The 19,855-nt window shown below is 69.7% G+C and carries 13 protein-coding genes; 3 read left to right on the top strand and 10 right to left on the bottom strand.

Translation table 11 applies throughout. The features are described from left to right. Window positions 1-15: 15 nt before the first annotated feature. From OD750_RS12280 to OD750_RS12265, 4 genes are all read right to left on the bottom strand, one after another. Entirely contained in the window at window positions 16-1,764 is a 1,749-nt protein-coding gene (locus OD750_RS12280; RefSeq protein WP_263545526.1) for a bifunctional sulfate adenylyltransferase/adenylylsulfate kinase, read from the bottom strand. 110 nt (window positions 1,765-1,874) lie between these two features. After that, on the bottom strand, window positions 1,875-2,597 hold the full coding sequence (locus OD750_RS12275) for a phosphoadenylyl-sulfate reductase (RefSeq protein ID WP_263545525.1): 723 nt from the start codon (window positions 2,595-2,597) through the stop codon (window positions 1,875-1,877). Then, window positions 2,594-4,282, bottom strand: a complete 1,689-nt coding sequence (gene cysI / locus OD750_RS12270) for an assimilatory sulfite reductase (NADPH) hemoprotein subunit (RefSeq protein ID WP_263545524.1) — start codon at window positions 4,280-4,282, stop codon at window positions 2,594-2,596. Before cysI ends, OD750_RS12275 begins: the two co-directional genes overlap by 4 nt. 1 nt (window position 4,283) lies before the next feature. Then, window positions 4,284-6,089 (bottom strand): assimilatory sulfite reductase (NADPH) flavoprotein subunit, encoded by a 1,806-nt coding sequence (locus OD750_RS12265; protein ID WP_263545523.1) that lies wholly within the window; start codon window positions 6,087-6,089, stop codon window positions 4,284-4,286. Between the two features lie 668 nt (window positions 6,090-6,757). Here OD750_RS12265 and OD750_RS12260 point away from each other — a divergent pair. From OD750_RS12260 to OD750_RS12250, 3 genes are all read left to right on the top strand, one after another. Continuing rightward, on the top strand, window positions 6,758-9,346 hold the full coding sequence (locus OD750_RS12260; RefSeq protein ID WP_263545522.1) for a fibronectin type III domain-containing protein: 2,589 nt from the start codon (window positions 6,758-6,760) through the stop codon (window positions 9,344-9,346). Between the two features lie 83 nt (window positions 9,347-9,429). After that, window positions 9,430-12,294, top strand: a complete 2,865-nt coding sequence (gene glnE, locus OD750_RS12255) for a bifunctional [glutamate--ammonia ligase]-adenylyl-L-tyrosine phosphorylase/[glutamate--ammonia-ligase] adenylyltransferase (RefSeq protein WP_263545521.1) — start codon at window positions 9,430-9,432, stop codon at window positions 12,292-12,294. Between the two features lie 60 nt (window positions 12,295-12,354). Beyond that, entirely contained in the window at window positions 12,355-13,581 is a 1,227-nt protein-coding gene (locus OD750_RS12250; RefSeq protein ID WP_263545520.1) for a hypothetical protein, read from the top strand. A 3-nt stretch (window positions 13,582-13,584) separates the two neighbouring features. Here OD750_RS12250 and OD750_RS12245 read toward each other — a convergent pair whose 3' ends face one another. The 6 genes from OD750_RS12245 to OD750_RS12220 form a co-directional block, all read right to left on the bottom strand. After that, entirely contained in the window at window positions 13,585-14,124 is a 540-nt protein-coding gene (locus OD750_RS12245; protein WP_263545519.1) for a hypothetical protein, read from the bottom strand. Window positions 14,125-14,169: 45 nt separating this feature from the next. Next, a complete protein-coding gene (locus OD750_RS12240) occupies window positions 14,170-15,762 on the bottom strand; it encodes an NAD(P)/FAD-dependent oxidoreductase (protein WP_263545518.1) in 1,593 nt (530 codons plus the stop codon). Continuing rightward, window positions 15,759-17,015, bottom strand: a complete 1,257-nt coding sequence (locus tag OD750_RS12235) for a cation:proton antiporter (protein WP_263545517.1) — start codon at window positions 17,013-17,015, stop codon at window positions 15,759-15,761. Before OD750_RS12235 ends, OD750_RS12240 begins: the two co-directional genes overlap by 4 nt. Window positions 17,016-17,102: 87 nt before the next feature. After that, complete coding sequence (locus tag OD750_RS12230) at window positions 17,103-17,855, bottom strand: glycosyltransferase family 2 protein (RefSeq protein ID WP_263545516.1); 753 nt, start codon at window positions 17,853-17,855, stop codon at window positions 17,103-17,105. Continuing rightward, window positions 17,852-18,649 carry a beta-ketoacyl synthase chain length factor gene (locus OD750_RS12225; RefSeq protein ID WP_263545515.1) on the bottom strand — a complete coding sequence of 266 codons (798 nt, stop codon included), beginning with the start codon at window positions 18,647-18,649 and terminating at the stop codon, window positions 17,852-17,854. Before OD750_RS12225 ends, OD750_RS12230 begins: the two co-directional genes overlap by 4 nt. After that, the gene (locus tag OD750_RS12220; protein ID WP_263545514.1) at window positions 18,646-19,845 is read right to left on the bottom strand and encodes a beta-ketoacyl-[acyl-carrier-protein] synthase family protein; all 1,200 of its coding nucleotides are present in this window, start codon (window positions 19,843-19,845) and stop codon (window positions 18,646-18,648) included. The genes OD750_RS12225 and OD750_RS12220 overlap by 4 nt, the downstream gene beginning before the upstream one ends. Between the last annotated feature and the right edge of the window lie 10 nt (window positions 19,846-19,855).

The raw sequence follows: 19,855 nt of genomic DNA, 5'->3' as shown, positions 1-19,855 counted from the left end.
CGCAACCGCAAGCGCTCAGCTCGCCAGCACCCCGCGATTGCGCAGAAACGCCAGCACCTGATTGGCGATCAGCGCCGGATCGGCGTCGCTCGTGTCGAACGCGAGTTCCGGATTCGCCGGCACCTCATAGGGATCGGAAACGCCGGTGAACTGCGGGATCTTGCCGGCACGCGCCTGCGCGTACAGCCCTTTGCGGTCGCGGCCTTCGCACACCGCGATCGGCGTGGAGACGTAGATTTCGACGAATTCGCCGTGCTGCTGCACGAGCCTGCGCACTTGCGCGCGCGTGTCGGCGTACGGCGCGATCGGCGCGCAGATCGCGATGCCGCCGTGCCGCACGATTTCGCTCGCGACCCAGCCGATGCGCGTGACGTTCGCCGCGCGGTCCTCGCGCGAAAAGCCCAGGCCCTTCGACAGGTTCTTGCGCACTTCGTCGCCGTCGAGCAGCGTGATCGAACGGCTCGACGTTTCCAGCAGCTTGGCGATCACCGCTTCGGCCAGGGTCGACTTGCCCGAACCCGACAGCCCCGTGAAGAACAGCGCGGCACCCTTGCCGCCGCCGGCCGGATGGCGCTCGCGCAGGATCTCGACCACTTCGGGAAAAGTAAACCATTCCGGAATGTGCTCGCCGGTCGCGAGGCGCCGGCGCAGTTCGGTGCCGGAGATGTCCTTGACGACGTCGTCGGCCTTCACCTCGTTCGACGGCACGTACGTGTCGCGATTTTCGACGTAGACCATCGCCGGAAACGGCACGATGCGGATGCCGAGCTCCTGCTGATGACGCGCGAGCAGCTCCTGCGCCGCGAACGGATCGTAGAACGGCTTGCCGCTCCTGTCGTTGCCCGGACCGGCATGGTCGCGGCCGACGATGAAGTGCGACGCGCCGTAGTTCTTGCGGATGATCGCGTGCCACACCGCCTCGCGCGGGCCGCCCATGCGCATCGCGAGCGGCAGCAGCGATAGGGTCGCGTCGTTCTTCGGATAGTGCGGCAGCAGCGCGCGATAGCAGCGAACGCGCGTGTAGTGGTCGACGTCGCCGGGCTTGGTGCGGCCGACCACCGGCTGGATCAGGAGCTTGCCGCCCACCTGCTCGGCCGCGCGCAAGGTCAGCTCGCGGTGCGCGCGGTGCATCGGATTGCGCGTCTGGAACGCGACGATCGTTTCCCAGCCGTTCCTGGCGAACCACTCGCGCAGACCGCGCGGCGTATCGCGCAGCTCGGGAAAATCATAGTGCTGCGGCGGCGCGATGCCGCGCACCTTGCCGCCGAGATACACCGGATGGCTGCGCTCGATGAGATCGGCCACGCCCGGATGCGTCGTGTCGGTCGTGCCGAACACCTCGCGCGCCTCGCGCAGCTTGTCCGGAAAATAGATGTCTTCGACCGTCAGCACGGCGAGCGGTACGCCCTGGCTGTCGCGCAGCGCGACGTGCTGACCCGGCTGCACGGTCGCGGCGAACGCCTCGGACACGTCGAGCGTGATCGGCATCGGCCACAGCGTGCCGTCGGCCAGGCGCAGCTCGTCGACGACGCGGTCGTAGTCGCGGCGCGCGAGAAATCCTTCGAGCGGCGAAAACGCGCCGTTGAGCAGCAGTTCGAGATCGCACAGCTGCCGCGCGGACAAATCCCAGCCGACGAGCGTCGCGCTGTGCTGTTTGAGCGCCGCGGCCTGGGGCGCCGGCAGGTAGAGGTCTTTGAGCACGCCGCCGTGCGGCGGATTTAAGGTGTCGTGCAAGGTCGGAGCAAGAGCGGTGTTCGTGGTCATGGCGTCGAAATCTCGATGCGCGCTCGGGTGCGAGCGCCGGAAATGCCGAAGGTGGGAGACGGGCGCGGCGGCGCGTTCAACATCGGAACGCGCGGGCGCGGCCGTGATGCTCAAAGATCCACATGGATACCGCACTCCCGCTTGAGGCCGAAGAAGCGCGTGTCTTCCTCGCGCATGCCGGGCTCCCAGCGCGACGTCGTGTGCACGTCGCCGATCGACACGTAGCCTTCTTCCCACAGCGGGTGATAAGGCAGGTCGTGGGCCTTGAGGTATTGCCAGACGTCGCGGTCGCTCCAGTCGACGAGCGGCTGGAATTTCCAGCGTCCGCCCTTCAATTCGAGCACGTCGGCGTCGGCGCGCGTGCGCGCCTGCGCGCGGCGCAGGCCGGCGAACCACGTGCGCACGCCGAGATCGTCGAGCGCGCGCCGCATCGGTTCGACCTTGCGCACGCGGTTGTATTCGTCGATGCCTTCGACACCGTTTTCCCACAGCCGGCCGTAGCGCGCCTCCATCCACGCGCGGCTGAGCGTCGCGCGATACACCTTGAGATTGAGGTTCAGGCGCTGCGTCATCTCGTCGGCGAACCGATACGTTTCCGGGAACAGATAACCGGTGTCGATCAGGATCACGGGGATGTCGGGCGTCTGGCTGGTGACCAGATGCAGCGCCGCGGCCGACTGCGCGCCGAACGAGGTCGACAGCGCGCGGCTCTGCGGCAGCGACGCGATCGCCCAGGCGACGCGGTCGGCGGCGTCCTGCCCTTCGAGCCAGCGGTTGAGTTCGGCCAGCGCGCGCGCGTCTTCGGCCGCGGCGACGAGATCGGGGATGCTCATGAGCGCAACTCCAGCGCGATCGCCGGCTTCGCCGCAACGACGCCGCTGCGCACGAGAAAATCGCCGAAGCCTTCGGCCTCCGTGCGTCGCGCCGCGTAGTCCGCGAACAGCGGATCGAGCGTGTCCAATATTTCCGTTTCGGCGATGTTTTCTTTGTACAGACGATTCAGGCGCTGGCCGCGATGGTCGGCGCCGAGCATCAGGTTGTAGCGCCCGGGCGCCTTGCCGACGAGCGCGATCTCGCCCAGATACGGCCGCGAGCAGCCGTTCGGACAGCCGGAGATGCGCAGGCCGATCGGCGCGTCGAGCAGGCCGTGCGCGGCGAGGCGCGTTTCGACGCGGCCGAGAAAGTCGGGCAGGTAGCGTTCGGCCTCTGCCATCGCGAGCGAGCACGTCGGCAGCGCGACGCACGCGAGCGCGTTCAGGCGCAGCGGCGAGGCATGGCGAAATCCGTCGAGACCGTATTCGTCGACGATGAGATCGATGCCGACGCGATCTTCCGGCGCGACGTTCGCGATCACGAGATTCTGGTTCGGCGTCAGGCGGAACTCGCCGTGGTGCACCTTGGCGATCGCGCGCAGGCCGGACAGATGCCGGCGCCCGCCGCGATCGGCGACGCGGCCGGCCTCGATGCGCAAGGTCAGGTGCCAGCGGCCGTCCTGCCCCTGCGTCCAGCCGAAACGGTCGCCGTTGTGGTCGAAGGCGAACGGACGCGCCGGCAGGAGAGTGAATCCGGCGCGCCGTTCGACTTCGTTCTTGAACGCCTCGAGGCCGCGGTCGTCGATCGTGTATTTCAGGCGCGAGCGCTTGCGGTCGCTGCGATTGCCCCAGTCGCGCTGCGTCGTGATCACGCCCTCGGCGACGGCGAGCACCTGATCGCGCGTGACGTAGCCGATCACGTCGGCCAGGCGCGGATACGTCGCGGCGTCGCCGTGCGTGGCGCCGAAGCCGCCGCCGATCGTCACGTTGTAGCCGGCGACGTCGCCGTTCTCGACGATCGCGATGAAGCCGAGGTCGTTCGCGAACGTGTCGACGTCGTTCGTCGGCGGCACCGCGAACGCGGTCTTGAACTTGCGCGGCAGGTACGTCGGTCCGTAGATCGGTTCGTGCTCGGGCGTGCCGCCGACCTGTTCCTGGTCGAGCCAGATTTCGTAGTAGGCGTGCGTGCGCGGCAGGAAATATTCGGACAGGCGGCGCGCGTCGTCGTACACGGTCGCGTGCACCGCCGACACATGCGGATTCGCCGCCACGAGCACGTTGCGGTTGACGTCGCCGCACGCGGCGATCGTGTCGATCAGCGCGGCATTGATCGCCGCGAGCGTGGGCTTCAGTTCGCGCTTGATCACGCCGTGAAACTGGAACGCCTGGCGCGTCGTGACGCGCAGCGTGCCGTTCGCGTACGCGGTCGCGATCGCGTCGAGCTTGAGCCACTGCTCCGGCGTCACCACGCCGCCCGGCGTGCGCGTGCGGATCATGAAGCTGTAGTCGGGTTCGAGCTTGGCGATGCGGCGCTCTTCGCGCAGGTCGCGATCGTCCTGCTGGTAGCTGCCGTGGTACTTGATGAGCTGCGTATCGGATTCGCGCAGCGCGCCGGTGACGGCGTCGGCGAGACTTTCCTTCAGCGTGCCGCGCAGAAAACGGCTTTCAGCTTTGATTTTTTCGACGGGTGAAAGTATCGCGCTCATTTCAGTACACGTCTCGGGCGTACCTGCCCTGTTGCTGCAACTGGTTGACGTAGGCTTCGGCGTCCTCGCGGCTCTTGCCGCCGTGCGCGACCGCGACCGCGATCAGCGCCTCGTGCACATCTTTGGCCATGCGCGCGGCGTCGCCGCAGACGTAAAGGTGCGCGCCGCCGTCGAGCCACTGCCACAGCTCGCGGCCGTGCTCGCTGATGCGGTGCTGCACGTAGACCTTGTGCGCGGCGTCGCGCGAGAACGCGAGATCGAGCCGCGTCAGCGCGCCTTTCTTCAGCGCGTCCTGCCACTCGGTCTGATACAGAAAATCGGAACGGAAATGCGGGTTGCCGAAGAAGAGCCAGTTGCGGCCCGCGGCGCCGGTCGCGGCGCGTTCCTGCACGAAGCCGCGGAACGGCGCGACGCCGGTGCCGGGGCCGATCATGACGACGTCGCGCGCGCCGTCGCGCGGCACGCGGAAGCGGTCGTTGTGCTCGACGAACACCGGCACGCGGCCGGCTTCGTCGCTGCGCGCGAGGTAGTTCGACGCGGCGCCCCAGTGCGCGCTGCCGAACGCGTCGTACGCGACGTGCGCGACGGTCAGATGCGCCTCGTCGCCGACCGCCTTCTGGCTCGAGGCGATCGAATACAGCCGCGGCGTCAGCGGACGCAGCGCCGCGACGAGTTCCTCGGCCGACCACGCGGCCGGAAACGCGCGCAGGAGGTCGATCACCTGGTACTCGGCCAGGAGCTTGACGAGCGCCGGCGCGTGATCGGGCGACAGCAGGCGGTTCAGTTCCGCGCTGCCGGCGATCGCCGCGTGGTGCGCGACGAACGGTCGCGCGAGCTTGGTCAGCTCGCGGTGTTCGGTCAGCCACAGACGCAGCGGCTGCGTCGTTTCCTCGTGGCCCACGGATGCGTTGCCGTCGAGCTTCAACGTCTGCAGCACCGCGTCGACCAGCGCCGGCGGATTGCGCGGCCACACCCCGAGCGAATCGCCCGGCTCATAGTTCAAACCGGAACCTTCGAGAGAAATCTCGAAGTGGCGAATGTCCTTTTCGCTGCCGCGCGCGGTCAGCCGCTGGTTCACCAGCACCTCGGCCGCGAAAGGTCTCTCGCGGGTCCACGCGGGCGCCGCGACCGGGCGCAGCGGCGTAACGGTCGCGAGCGGCGCGTGCGCCTTGAGCGCGTCGCGCGCGGCGGCGAGCGCCGCGTCGAGCCACGGCTTGGCCGCGCGTTCGACGTCGAGATCGGCGTCGGCGCGATCGACGAGACGCACGGCGCCGAGTTCGGCCAGGCGTTCGTCGATGCGACGGCCGATCGCGCAGAACTGCGGGTAGCTCGAATCGCCGAGCGCGAACACGCCGAACTTGAGTTCCGGCAGTTCCGGCGCGCGCTTGCCGGCGAGGAATTCGACGAAGCCGCGCGCGTCGTCCGGCGGATCGCCGTCGCCCAGCGTGCTGATGACGACGTACAGCAGGCGCTCGTTTTTGATTTCGCGCGTCGGGTAGGCATCGGCGCGCACGAGGCGCACGGCGAGGCCCGCCGCTTCGGCCTTGCTCGCGAGCTGTTCGGCCACGCGCCGGGAATTGCCGGTCTGACTGCCGAACACGATCGTCAGGCGCTGCTGCGCGGACGGCTCCTTCGCAAGCGCCGCGCCCACGGCGCGCGGCAGCGCGGCCGGTTGCGAGGCGAGACCCGCGGCGTAGCCGGACAGCCACCACAACGCGGCGGTATCGAGCCCGTCGACGACGCGCGCGAGCTGGGCGGCCTTCTCTTCGGGCAGCGGGATCAGGGGCAGAGCGGCGTTGGCGGACATGAGCGTCACCGAAAGATTTGGACGTCTAAACGCCCGCAGTAACACGATGCTATGGCTCGGCCCGACAGCGCGGAAAGGATGGGGGGTTATGCGGTTATTACAGCCCGGCATGTTCGGCCCGGGCGCTGCCGCTCGCGCGGCACAGGCGCCCGATCTCGCGCGGAACGGCAGAATCCGGCCGTACAAATCGCAACAAACCTGAGCCGGAACGGCGCCTTGCGGCGAGTTTTGTATTCAGGCGTATGGATAGCCTTCATGCTGCACCGCCGCGTGACTGGCGCGTGAAGATCGCGAAAATCCCCAACGCGCAAGCTCATCAGAAGCTTGCCGGGAGGGAACCCGTCGCAGATCGCACTGCGGCGGGTTTTTTTGCGCGCATGAAAACCGCGGACGGCCGGGGGTGGCGTCAGTCCGCAGTCGCAGGGATGCTCGGTATCGGGTCCTAGTGCGGGGTTTTCGGACGGCAAACAGGGGCGAAATCACGTATCGGAACCGGTGCTCGGGGCCGCGAACGCATGCGCCTTGAAGGCGCTCGCGTGGCGGCAAGGGTCGACGCAACCGAGGGTCATACCGTGAGCAAGAAGATGTTCGCCGGGTTCATCCTGGCGCTTTTCGTGGGAATTTCGGGGGTCGCGGGAGCGGCCGGTTTCAATGCGGACAAATCGAGGGTGACGTTCGACGATCTCGACATGGTGAAGATCGCCGGAGAAGACGGACTCAACGATTACAAGGGCAACGGGCCCTACCGCTTCGCCATCGGCCGCGACCTTGCGGTCACGCCGGCCGGCTACGGCACGTGGTCGACCAAGGCCGACGGCAATCTCGTCTGGAAATTCGAGGTCGTCACGGGCGACGCGGCGCACCTCAACTTCGGCTTCAATCCGTTTCATCTGCCGCCGGGCGCGACGCTCTCGATCCGCTCGCTCGACGGCAAGACGTCGCTCAAGACGCTGACCGATGCGAACAACCTGTCCACCGGCCAGTGGTGGACCGAAGTGCTGCTTTCCCCCGACGCGGTGCTCGAACTGACCGTGCCGCCGGCCGTGCGCGACGAGCTGCAGCTCAAGCTCGTGAAGGTCGGCCACGGCTATCGCGGCTTCGGCGCGCGCGCCAAGCACTGCAAGGCCGGCGACTGCATGATGGACGTGGCCTGCCTGGGTCCTTCCGATCCGTGGAACAACCAGCGCCGCGCGGTCGCGGGCTACTCGCTCGGCGCGACCGACCAGTGCTCCGGCTCGCTCGTGAACAACACCGCGAACGACCGCAAGCTGCTGTTCGCGACGGCCGGACATTGCGCGGTCAGCAACGATACCGTCGCGGCCACCGTCGTCGCGTACTGGAACTACGAATCGCCGACATGCCGCACGCCCGGCACGGCGAACAACGGCGCGGTGATTCCCAAGCCGAACACCACCTACAACGGCGCGGCGTTCCGCATGCGCACGGGCTCGACCAGCACGGCCGACTTCTCGCTGATCGAATTCGTGCAGCCGCTCAATCCGGCGTACAACCACTACTGGGGCGGCTGGGACCGCCGCGACCAGGCGCATACGTGCGCCGCGCCGGGCGATCCGACGTCGACCAGCGGCCTGTGCGCGACGATCCACCATCCCGGCGTCGACGAAAAGCGCATCACGTTCGTCGAGTCGACCATGGCGATCTCGGGCTACGGCACGCCGTCGGGCACGACGCACCTGCATCCGTTCTGGGATCCGACCCCGCCGATCCTGCCGGGCATCCAGCCGCCGCCGTCGTCGGTCGTCGCCGGCGCGACGCTCGGCGGCTCGTCCGGTTCGCCGCTGTACAACGCCGACCATCGCCTCGTCGGCGTGCTGAGCGGCGGCCCGTCGGCCTGCGGCTCGACCGGCGCGGATCTGTCCGACTACTACGGCCGACTCGCGATGGCGTGGGAAGGCGGCGGCACGACTGCCACCGCCGCCAAGACCTGGCTCGACCCGGTCGGCGGCGGCACCGCGCAGTTCATCGACGGCATCAACGCGTGCACGCGGCCGGACGCGCCGACGAACATCTCGGCGACCGCGACCGCGCCGAACCAGATCACCGTCACGTGGACCGCGACGGCCGGCGTCACGAAATACCGCATTCTGCGCTCGGACGGCGCCTGCCCCGGCGGCAACTATGCGCAGATTGCCGAAGTGGATAATGTCACGAGTTACGCCGACACGACCGTCTCCGGCGCGTCGACCTACAGCTACAAGGTGACGTCGGTCAGCAACGAGCCGTGCGAATCGACGCAGAGCACGTGCTCGAGCGCGACCGCGACCGGCGCGTGCACGCTCTCGCCGACGTTCGCGGGTGCGACGTCCGCGGCGAGCGCCGGAACGGCGGGCTGCGCGATCAACGTGAACTGGGCGACCGCTTCGCCGAACTGCGGCGGCGGCGGACAGATGCGCTTCAACGTGTTCCGCTCGACGACGACGCCGTTCGTGCCGTCGGCCGGCAATGCGGTCGCGACCTGCGTCACCGGCACGACGTTCAACGATCCGAACGTGCAGCCGGCAACGCAGTACCACTACATCGTGCGCGCCGAGGATTCGTCCGGCACCGGCAGCGGCATCTGCGCCGCGGGTCTTTCGGACACGAACACCGCGGTGAGGAGCGCGACGCCGGCCGGCCCGAACACGAACGCGTTCGCCGACGACGCCGAAGGCGGCACGTCCGCGTGGACCGTGGCCGGCAGCGGCGCCGGCGCGAATTTCTCGATCGTCACCACGCAGTCGAACTCGCCGACGCATTCCTGGTTCACGCCGGCGCCGGATACGCCGAGCGAGCACTTCCTGACGACCGCTTCGCCGGTCGCGGTGCTGAACAATCCGTCGACGATCTTCGAGGCGTACATCCGCTACAACACCGAGCAGAACTACGACGGCGCGCTGCTCGAATACTCGCTCGACGGCGGCACGACGTGGACCGACATCCTCGGCGCGCAGGCGCCCGTGCCGGCGAACGCGAACCGCTTCACCGCGGGCGGGTATAACGGTGCGATGAACGCGAACGGTTCGTTCGGCGCGCGCACGGCGTGGCACGGCTCGTCGAGCGGCTGGCGGCGCGTCGCGGTCGACATGACCGATTTCCTCGGCCGCAACGTCACGTTCCGCTTCCGCTTCAAGAGCGACGTGAGCCTGACCGCCGCCGACCCGGGCTTCTGGGTCGACGACGTGCGCGTGTTCTACGGCAGCGCGTGCAACCTGCCGGATTCGATCTTCGCGAACGGCTTCGAACTCGTCGTTCGCTAAACCGCGAGCGGTATTCGCGTTTCGAACCCCCTCCGTCCGCGGAGGGGGTTCTTTCCCGGCAACGCCGCTACAATCGGCAGCCCATGCCGAATCCGACCGCGTCGCCGCACGCCGACTTCCTCGAATCGCGCTACGCGCGCCTGCTCGCGCGCTGCCGCGAAGCCGGCGTGCCGTTCTACGACGACGCCGGCGTCGCCGAGCAGCTGCAGCGCGTGCTGCTCGCGAGCGATTTCGCGTTCGATTGTTTCTCGCGCGCACCCGCGCTGCTCGCACCCGACGCGCTGATGCTCATGAGCGACCCGCGCCAGGCCGACGCGCGCGCGCACCAGCTCGACGCCGGCGAACGCGACGAGGCGCGCCAGCTCGCGCTGTTGCGCAAATTCCGCAAACGCGAGGCGCTGCGCCTGATCTGGCGCGACGTCAACGGGCTCGACGAAGTCGCCGACACGCTCGCCGGCTCCACAGCGCTCGCCGAAACGTGCCTCGAAGCGGCGCTGCGCTACGCGGAGAGTCCGCTCGCCGCGCGGCACGGCGTACCGCGCGACGCGGCCGGCCGCCCGCAGCGGCTCGTCGTGCTCGGCCTCGGCAAGCTCGGCGGCGGCGAGCTCAATTTCTCGTCCGACGTCGATCTGATACTCGCCTACGCCGAAAACGGACAGACCGACGGCGCCCGCGTCGTCGACAACGAAACGTATTACGCGCGCCTCGGCCAGCAGATGGTGCGCCTGCTCGCCGAGGTGACGCCGGACGGCTACGTCTACCGCGTCGATCTGCGCCTGCGCCCGTTCGGCAACGCCGGCCGCGTCGCGCTGAGCTTCGCCGCGATGGAGCAGTACTACCAGCGCGAAGGCCGCAACTGGGAACGCTACGCGTGGATCAAGGCGCGGCCGGTCGCCGGCGACCTGCCTGCCGGCAAACGGCTGACCGAGACGCTGCGGCCGTTCGTGTATCGGCGCTACCTCGACTACACCGCGTTCGCCGGCCTGCGTGAAATGAAGGCGCTGATCGACGCCGAAGTCGCGCGCAAGGATCTTTCCGACAACCTCAAGCTCGGGCCCGGCGGCATCCGCGAAATCGAGTTCATCGCACAGTTGTTGCAAATGATCCGCGGCGGGCGCGAGCCCTCGCTGCGCGTGCGCGGCCTGTTGCCCGCGCTCGCCGCGTGCGAACAGATCGGCGTGCTCGAACGCGCGCGCGCGGCGCGGCTGCGCAAGGCGTACGTGTTTCTGCGCCGTGTCGAAAACCGGCTGCAGATGCTGCGCGACGAACAGACGCACGCGCTGCCCGCCGACGCCGATCTGCGTGCCCGCATCGCCGCGGCGCTCGACTTCGCGAACGTCGACGCGTTTCTCGCCGCGCTCGCCGAAGAGCGCCGCGTCGTGGCCGAGGAATACGCGGCGCTGCTCGCGCCGGTACAAGGCATCGACACGAGCGCGCCGACCGCGTGGACCGAACTGTGGCGCGGTCTCGACGACGACGGCGCCGACGCGCGCGCGCTCGCCGCCATGGGCTTCGTGCCGGCAGAACCGGTGCGCGAGGCGCTGCTCGGCCTCGTGCGCTCGCCGGCCGTGCGCAGCATGGCCGCCGGCTCGCGCGAACGCTTCGACCGCCTGATGCCGCAGCTCTTGCAGGCGGCCGCGGCGACGCGCTCGCCGTCGGCCTGTCTCGAACGCCTCGTGCGCCTCCTGCACGCCATCGTGCGGCGCGCGGCGTATCTCGTGCTGCTCGACGAACAACCGGGCGCGCGCCGGCGCCTGATCGCGCTGTTCGCCGACAGCGCCTGGCTCGCCGAACGCGTGATCGCCCATCCGCTGCTGATCGACGACCTGTTCGATCCGCGGCTCGAGCAGGTGCCGGTCGACCGCGCCGAGATCGGCCGCGAAATCGCGCGGCGCACCGCGACGCTCGACGACGCCGACGCCGAGGCCGAAATCGAAGTCCTGCAGGAGTTGAAACACAGCCTCGGATTTCGACTGGGTCTCGCGTTCCTGGGTCGCCGCGCCGACGCCGTCGCGACCGCGCGGCGCCTCGCCGTGCTCGCCGAGGCGATCATCGCCACGGTGCTCGCGTACGCCGAACGCGACGCGCTGCGTCAGCACGGCCGTCCCGCCGGCTACGCCGGCACCGGCAGCGGCCTCGGCATCCTCGGCTACGGCAGCCTCGGCGCGTCGGAACTCGGCTTCGCGTCGGATCTCGATCTCGTCTTTCTGTACGACGAGAGGCTCGGACAGGTCGAAAGCGACGGCCACAAACCGCTCGACGGCCAGCGCTACTACGCGCGCATCGCGCAGCGGGTCGTGCATCTTCTGACCACGCTGACGCGCGCCGGGCGATTGTACGAAGTCGACGTGCGCCTGCGGCCCGACGGCGGCAAGGGCCTGCTCGTCACGAGCGTGCAGGGCTTCGCCGACTACCAGCGCGACCGCGCGTGGACGTGGGAGCACCAGGCGCTCGTGCGTTCGCGCTTTCTCGCCGGCGACGCATCGCTCGGCCGGCGCTTCGCCGACGCGCGCGCCGGCGTGCTCGGCGCCGCACGCGACCGCGCCGAAGTGATGCGCCACGTCGCGCAGATGCGCACGCGCTGGCGCGCCGAACGCGATCGGTCGAGCGCGGCCGAACTCGATCTCAAGCAGGGCGCCGGCGCGCTGCTCGATATCGAGTTCACGCTGCAGGCGCTCGTGCTCGCGCACGCGCACGAGACGCCGGCGCTGCTGCGCGAAAGCAGCACCGCGCGGCTGATTCCCGTGGCGCGCGATGCGGGCCTGCTCTCGCCGCAGCAGGCCGACGATCTCGCCGCCGCGTACGCGGCGCTGCTCGAACGCGCGCTCGCGTGCACGCTCGACGCGCGACCTCGCATCGCGGCACGCGACGCGGCGCTCGACGCCGCCACGGCAGCGGTGCTCGCGGTCGCGCAGTCGCTCGATCTGCGCTTTCTTACTTCCGGTTAACGCAAGCCGAACGAAACCGGTGTTAGCGTCGCGGCCCGCAACGGCTCGCAGAAACCACTGATGAATCTTCTACGCCTCGCGGCGTTCGCGTGCGCCGCGACCGCGGCATCGAGCGCCGCCGCAGGTCCGATCGGCGATCGCATACAGACCACCACCCTCACATTGCCGGTCGCGCTGCAGGCGTCGCAGTCGAGCTACTGCATCGGCGGCAACTGCACGCTCGGCCCGCGCCTGTATCTCGCGCCGCGTACCGACGGGCGTCACTGGCTCGGCTGGACCGATCGCAACGGCGCCGCGCACGTCAGCCTCGTCGGCACGGCCGGCATCGCCGCGACGTACGACTATGCCGGCGAAGAAGTGCGCGGCCTCGTCGCGCACGACGACGGCGGATTCGCGGTGCTGCTGCGCACGAGCGCCAGCGGCGCGATACGCCTGACGCGGCGCACCGACGCGAACGCGCAGACGTTCTCGACGGTCATTCCCAATTCCACCGCGATCGCGCAGATGAACACCGGCGACGGCCGCCTCGCGTTCGGCAACAACCGTTACGCCGCATACTTCGCGGTGCACGGCACGGCCGGCGGCTTCGACGGCCACGAAGGCGACCAGCTCGCGTATCTCGACCAGAACGGCAATATCGCCGCCGGCGGCTGGGAATGGGGCTGCTCGCACCAGATGGCGGGTCTCGTCGGTTTTCATCCGGGCCTGAACGCGATGACGTCGATGTGCGTGTCCGACTGCTATTCGAACAAGGGCATCCTCGTGAACAACAGCCGCAGCCTGTTCACCGCCGACGCGGGCTGCAACGGCACGGTGTATGCGCAGTTCGGCCAGCTCGCGCCGGGCGCGTCGACGTGGAAGCTCGCGTTCGCGGCACAGCACCGCGACTGCTGCGACGCCAAGGGCATCGGCCTCATCACGTTCGGCAGCGGCGGCGCCAACGCGACGACCCGATGGCTGACGAACACCGACGGCAGCACCGAGCGCGATCCGGTCATCGCGCGCATCGGCAACGGCCTGCCGGAACGCTTTCTCGTCGGCTGGCGAGCGAGTTCGCCGACGCGCTACCTGCTCGGCGTGGTCGACGGCGACGGCGCGTTCGGCGTCGCCGCCGAAGAAGTGCAGACGCTCGGCGTGTCGTGGAACGCACGCGACGATTCGCTGCGCGCGACGCCGTCGGGCGGCGTCGCCTGGGTCTCGGGCTCGGCGAACGCGACGACGGTGAAACTGTATACGTATTCGGAAACCGCGACGGCAGATCCGGTGTTCCGGAGCGGATTCGAATAACCGTCAGCGCGCGTCGACGCGCTCGCGCAGCGTCGCGTAGAACTCGCCCTGCGCGTCGTTCTCGACGTTCACGGTAACGCCGTTGTATCCCGACTGCGCGAACAGCGCCTTGATCGCGTCGACGTCGGCGACGCCGGTTGCGTAGAAGTACCAGTCGTACTGCCGGTAGTGATCGAGCACGGCGACGAGTTCGCCCTTGCCCGCCATCAACTTGGCGAGATCGCGCTCGATGCGGTCGTAGGCGTCGATCGTCGACGCCTTGAGACGCTTGTCCTCGCCGACGTCGACGTAGTTCACGACCGAGACGACGACGAGCTGCGGCAATGTCGCGCGGCGCGCGGCGTCGACGTCCGCGCGGAACTCCCACGCGATCGGCGCGCCGTTGCGCTCGGCCTCGGCACGGTGCCAGACGCCGGGGCGCGCGCCGCCGCGCGCGGGATCGCGCGCGGCGGCCGTCGCGGCGGTGTAGGACGCGGCCGGCGGGTCGGTCGGCGCACAGGCGGCGAGCGCGAAGCAGACGAGGCACAGGGCGAATTTGTTCATGCGCGCATTGAGCAGCGTCGCAAGGCGCCGGTCAAGCCGACTGCGTCACGCCGTGTCGAACAAGGCCGGCGCCCGCGTCGCGTCCGCATCGGCGAGGCCGTCGGCGTCGATGTCCGGCGCGTCGCGCCGCGCCTGCTCGACGATGCCGGCCGCGAGCCGTTCGAGCATCGTCACGTTCGCGACGAGGCGCGCGCGCAGCCCGGCGTCGTCGAGCACGTCGTGCAGTTCGCGGTTGAGCGCGTGGAACCAGTCGAGCCGCCCCTGGTCGAGCATGACCGCCGGATTGCGCGCCGGCGCGGCGGCGCTCCAGCGCCGGAAGAACGCCTGCACGCGGCGGTTGAGATCGGACGCGCGCTCGAACGACGCGCGCAGGTCGGCGAACAGCCGCAGATCGGCCAGGCGATTCTGGAACACGATCTGGCACAGCACGCCCCAGTAGTACGCGTAGTCCCAGATCACCTTGACCGGCATCACCTGCGCGTCGCCGAACAGCGGATACTGGCCCTCGTACAGCGAGAGCGTGTTGCGGTAGAACGAAAAGTACAGTTGTTCGTACAGCGACGCGTACGGCGCCACCGGCGTGCCGGCGCGATCGTGCGCGATCAGCTCGCAGACGTACGTGTTCGACATCGCGATGAAGTCGCTGCCCGGCGAATAGAACGGATCGAGAAACAGCCCGGCCTCGCCGGTCAGCGCCCAGCGGTCGCCCGAGAACACGCGCCTGCAGCCGTACGAAAAGCCGCGCAGGAACAGGAAATCCATCAGCTTGTCGCGCCGCCTGTCGCATTCGCGCCAGACGATCGGTTGAAATTTCTTCAACCATTCCATCGCGCGCTCGAACGTGTTCATCGTCTCGAGCGGATGCATCGCCGCATCGCAGACGATGCCGACCGAATGCGCGCCGGAACCGAGCGGAATCAGCCAGACCCAGTAGCCCGGCCCGCACAGGTGATTCGTCGAACGCCAGCGCTCGGGCGGCGTGCATTCGCCGCGCCAGCGTTCGTCGCCGCACCAGTCGTCGATCTCGAGCTTGTCGTCGATGCGAAACCACACCGAGTTGGCGTCGTGGCCGTTCGGCTCGGCAAGACCGAGCTTGCGCTTGAGCAGGCCCGCGCGACCGCTCGCGTCGACGACCCAGCGCGCGCGGATTTCGTGCGCCGCGCCGTCGTGCTCGAAGCGCACCGCGTGATCGGCGCCGTCGGTCGAAAGATCGATCCCGCGCACGACCGCGCCGTCGCGAAAATCGACGCCGGCCGCGCGCGCGGCGTCGCCGAGGTGGTTTTCGAAGATGCCGCGGTCGATCTGGAACGTCGGCGTCGGCAGCACTTCGCGGACGCCCAGTTCGGTTACCGCCGGAAGATCTTCACGTCCTTCCGAGAAGAAAAAGCGAAAGCCGAACTTGCGGATGTGCTGCGCGTCGAGATGTTCGCGCAGGCCCAGCGTTTCGCCGAAATAGTGCGCGCCGATTTCGACCGTCGATTCGCCGACCTTGTGCGCCGCGAGCGGCAGCGGGTGCCGCCGCCGCTCGAGCACCAGCACGTCGATGTCGCCGAAACGCCGCTTGAGCTGCAGCGCAAGGCACAGGCCGGCAAGGCCACCGCCAGCGATGACGACATCGCGGCGCGCAGGCGTCGTCATACGATCTCCTTCGCGTCGAGGTCGGGTTCGCGCTCGCGCCGCGTGCGGCCGAAGTACGCGAGCATCGGCGTCGTCATCAGCGTGGTGACGATCGCCATGACGAGCAGCATCGTGAACATTTCCTTGCCGATCACGCCGATGTCGAGTCCGATCTTCATGACGATGAGCTCCATCAGTCCGCGCGCGTTCATCAGCCCGCCGACCGCGACGCTCGTGCGCCAGTCCATGCCGGACCAGCGCGCGCCGGCCGCGCCGCCGACGACCTTGCCGACGATCGCGGCGATCAGTATCAGCACGAGCGCGAGCCCGCCGCCGCCGTTGAACGCGTCGGCCGTCGTGTTGAGCCCCGCGAGCGCGAAGAACACCGGCATCAGCACGACGATCGCCACGTGCTCGAGCCGTTCGACGAGGCTCCCGAGCAGGCGGTCGTCGCGCGGCAGGCACGCGCCGAACAGGAACGCGCCGAACACCGCGTGCAGGTCGATCTGCTGCGTGAGCGCGGCGTAGGCGAACAGCAGAATCATCAGCAGCGCGAGCATCATGCCCGACGGCTTGCCGTCCGGCGCGCGGCGCGCGAGCAGCCGCGCGAGCGCGGGCCGCACGACGAGGAACGAGACGGCGACGAGCGCGACGAGGCCGGCCAGCGTCGCACCGAAGCGCGGCCAGCCGCTGCCCGACGCGATCAGCGCGACGACGAGCGCGAGCGCGATCCACGCGAGCACGTCGGCGAACGCGGCCGACGTCAGCGCGAGCCGGCCGATCGCGGTCTGCGTCATCGCGCGCTCCTTGAGAATGCGCGCCATGACCGGAAACGCCGTGATCGCCATCGACGCGGCGACGAACAGCGCGAACGGCGCGAACGCGACGCCGGCCGGCGCGAAGCGCGGATGCAGGATCGGCGCGATCGCGAAACCGAGCGCCATCGGCAGCACGACGCTGAGCACGCCGACGCGGCCGGCGGCCACGATGCGTTCGCGCGCGCCGCCGGGCAGGCGCAGCTCCGCACCGACGATGAACATGAAGACCGCAAGTCCGATCTGCGCCAGACCGTTGAGGGCGCCGAGGCTGCCCGGCGCGAACAGCTGCGCATGCCACTGCGGCGCGAGCGCGCCGAACACGATCGGGCCGAGCACGAGGCCGCCGATCATCTCGCCGATGACCGGCGGCTGGCCGATGCGAGCGAGCCCGAGCGCCAGCAGGCGCGCGGTGCCGATGATGACGAGCAGTTGCAGCAGAAGTGGACTATGCGACATCCGGCCCTCCCCGACCGTCAATCTCCGTTGATCGACTTTACACGGTTTGCACAGGCGCACCGTTGACGAAAACCACGCGCCGCGACGTCACGCGTCGGGATCGACGAGTTCGATCGGCGTGACGCGCGCGCGGCGGTAGCTCGCGACGACCGAACCGGCCTCGACCACCCGGCCGACGACATGCCTCGTGATGCGATAGAAGTCGCGCAGCGGCTTGAAGTGGCTGGCGCGAAACTCGCCCGCGTAGCGCGACCGGATCGGCACCGCGACGACGCGCGTGCCCAGGCGCCGCGCCGCCTCGATCAGGATGTCGGCCTCGAACACGAAACCCTGCGGCACGACGTCGACCGCGAGTTCGACCACCGCGCGCGGATACCATCGCTGGCCGCTCTGGCTGTCGATCAGCCGCTGCCCGACCGCCCACGCGATGCCCCAGTCGGCGATGTCGTTCGCGACGCGGCGGATGCGTGGCTGGCGCTCGCGACCGATCAGGCGCGCGCCGACGACGATCTGTCCCGGCCGCTGCGCGGCGACGCGCACGAGCCGCGGAATATCGTCCGGCGAATGCTGGCCGTCGCCGTCCATCGTCACGACGCCGTCGACGCCGAGCTCGAGCGCCGCGCGAAATCCCGCGCGCAGCGCATTGCCCTTGCCGCCGGGTTTCGCGTGGCGGATCAGGCGGATCGGCAAGCCGTCGAGCGCCGCGACCGTGCCGTCGGTCGAGCCGTCGTCGACGACGATGACGTCGACGCAATGCGCAAGCGCGCCGGCGACGACGTCCCGGATCGCGCGCTCTTCGTTCAGCGCGGGTATCACCACGGCCGCACGCGGCGCGGTCATGGGCGCACCGTCACGTCGAGTACGAAGCCCGGGCCCGCGGCGACGCGCACGCGGCGCTCGGTCGTACCGGCGAGCGCTGCGAGCAGCGGCAGCGCGATCGCGCTCGAGTTGCGTTCGCGCAGTTCGCGCGCCCAAGCGGCATCGGGTTCGGTCGCGCCGGCGCCGTCGAGCGGCTCGAGCACGAGGCGCGGCCCCGGCGCTGCGGGATCGTCGACGTCGACGACGAGCGCGAACGCGAAACCGCAGTCGTGGTGGATCGGATCGGCCATCGGGCCTACCGCGGCGCTGTCGTACACGGCGACCAGCACCGGCGCCTGCGTGTCGTGCGCCTGGATCGCCGCTTCCAGCAGGCTCGCACCGACCGTGTCGGTCCACGCCGACAGCGCCGTCGACGCCGCGCGGCAGCCGGTCGCGATGGTCCAGTAGCCGACGGCGGCGTTGTGCACGGAGTTGTGGAATTTCGTCGGCGACAGCTCGAACGGCGCCGTCGCGAGCGTCGCGCACATGTAGTCGGTGATCGCGATGTCGCCCTGCGCCGAACCGAACACGGCCGGCAGCTCGCCGGGCGACAGGCCGGCCGCCGCGCACGCCTCGACCGCGGCCTGCGCGGCGAACAGCACGGTTTCCGGCGCGCGCCGTCGCTCGGCCGGCGGCAGCAGCGGCGGCGACGGTTTTTGCGTTGTGGACAAATCGGCAGGCGCTTCGCCGCGCAGCACGGCGACGCTCGCGGGCCAACCGGCCAGCGCCGGCCCCCACAGGCCGATGCCGGCGACGCGTACCGCGAGCGCGCTCATGCGGCCCCCGCGTGCGCGAACAGCAGTGCGGCATTGCTGCCGCCGAAGCCGAACGAGTTCGACAGCGCGATGCGCGGCGCACGTGCCTCGTTCGCGACGGCGAGCTGCGGCCCGCAGACCGGATCGGGATCGACGCAGTTGAGCGTACCGGGCACGAAGCCGCGCTCGAGCGCGATCAGGCAGATCACCGCCTCGACGATGCCGGCCGCGCCGAGCGTGTGGCCGGTCCAGCCCTTCGTCGAACTCGCGCGCGTCGTCGCGGGAAACAGCGCGGCGATCGTGGCCGCCTCGACCGCGTCGTTCGCCGGCGTCGCGGTGCCGTGCAGGTTGATGTAGTCGACCGCGTCGGCCGTCAGGCCCGCACGCGCGAGCGCGTCGGCGATCGCCAGGCGCGCGCCGAGGCCCTCGGGATGCGGGCTCGACATATGGTGCGCGTCGCTCGACTCGCCCCAGCCGGCGAGCCGAGGCGCGCCGGGCGCGGCGTCGCCGCGTTCGAGCAGCGCGAAGCCCGCGGCCTCGCCGATCGAGATGCCGCGGCGCGCGGCGTCGAACGGCCGGCACGGATCCGGCGAGACGAGCTGCAGCGCGTTGAAGCCGAACAGCACGCTGTCGCACAGCGTGTCGACGCCGCCGACGACGGCCGCGTCGGCCCAGCCCAGGCGGATCAGCCGCTCGGCCTGCGCGAAGACTTTCGCGCTCGACGAACACGCGGTGGCCACGGTCGCGACGGGTCCGCGCGTGCCGAGCACGGCCTGCACGAACGCGGCGAGCGAATGCGGCGTGTGCAGCAGCGGTTCGTGGAAGCGCGCGGCGAAACGGCCGTCCTCGAGCGTGCGATAGGCCTCTTCGGTCGCGCCGATGCTCGCGGTCGACGTGCCGAGCACGACCGCGACGCGCGACGCGCCGTAGCGCGCGACGAGCGCGAGCGCGGCGTCGAGAAAACCGTCCTGCGAGAGGCCGAGCCACGCGAGCCGGTTGTTGCGGCAGTCCCACGCCGCCTGCGCGGCCGGCACCGGCGTGTCTTCGACGCCGGCCACGCGACCGACGTGGCACGCGAGCGGCACGCTGGAGAAATCGTTCGGCGCCAGACCCGAGCGCCTCGCCGCGAGCGCGGCGGCCAGCGCGTCCACGCCGCGGCCGGCGGCGCAGGTGACGGTGTAGGCACTGATGGCGAGCGGAGATTGGCGTTGCGGCACGCGGCGGTCG

This window comes from Tahibacter soli (assembly GCF_025717065.2).
Classification (GTDB): domain Bacteria; phylum Pseudomonadota; class Gammaproteobacteria; order Xanthomonadales; family Rhodanobacteraceae; genus Tahibacter; species Tahibacter soli.
This window is presented reverse-complemented; position numbering and strand designations above follow the sequence as displayed.